Annotated in this window: 1 protein-coding gene; it reads left to right on the top strand. The window is 63.4% G+C overall.

All coding sequences use genetic code 11. The annotated features are described in order from the left end of the window. Nucleotides 1-404 (top strand): CatB-related O-acetyltransferase (locus AC2JF9_RS09410; protein WP_500727246.1); only part of this gene is annotated, 404 nt, incomplete at its 5' end. Nucleotides 405-440 lie beyond the last annotated feature (36 nt).

The following is a 440-nucleotide window of genomic DNA, read 5'->3' on the forward strand; positions in this document are numbered from 1 at the left end:
TGAACGGCGCCAACCATGCCATGACGGGCTTCTCGACCTATCCCTTCAACATCTTCGGCCAAGGCTGGGAGGAAGGCTTCGACTGGACGACGATCCAGGCCGGTCTCAAGGGCGACACCGTCATCGGAAACGATGTCTGTATCGGCCATGAGGCCACGACCATGCCGGGCGTCCGGATCGGAGACGGGGCGATCATCGCGGCCAAATCCGTCGTGACCTCGGATGTTCCTCCCTTCGCGATCGTCGGCGGCAACCCGGCCAAGGTGCTTCGGCAGCGCTTCCCGGACGATGTCGTCGCGGAGCTTCTCGCGATCTGCTGGAGGGATTGGCCGGCGGAGAAAATCACCCGCAACCTGAACGCCATCCGGGGCGCGGATCTGGCCGCCCTGAAGAGAGCCGCATAGCGATCAGCTTCCGGCGACGGGCTCAAAACCCTATAT

The sequence above is a fragment of the Lactobacillus sp. C449L genome (assembly GCF_059900815.1).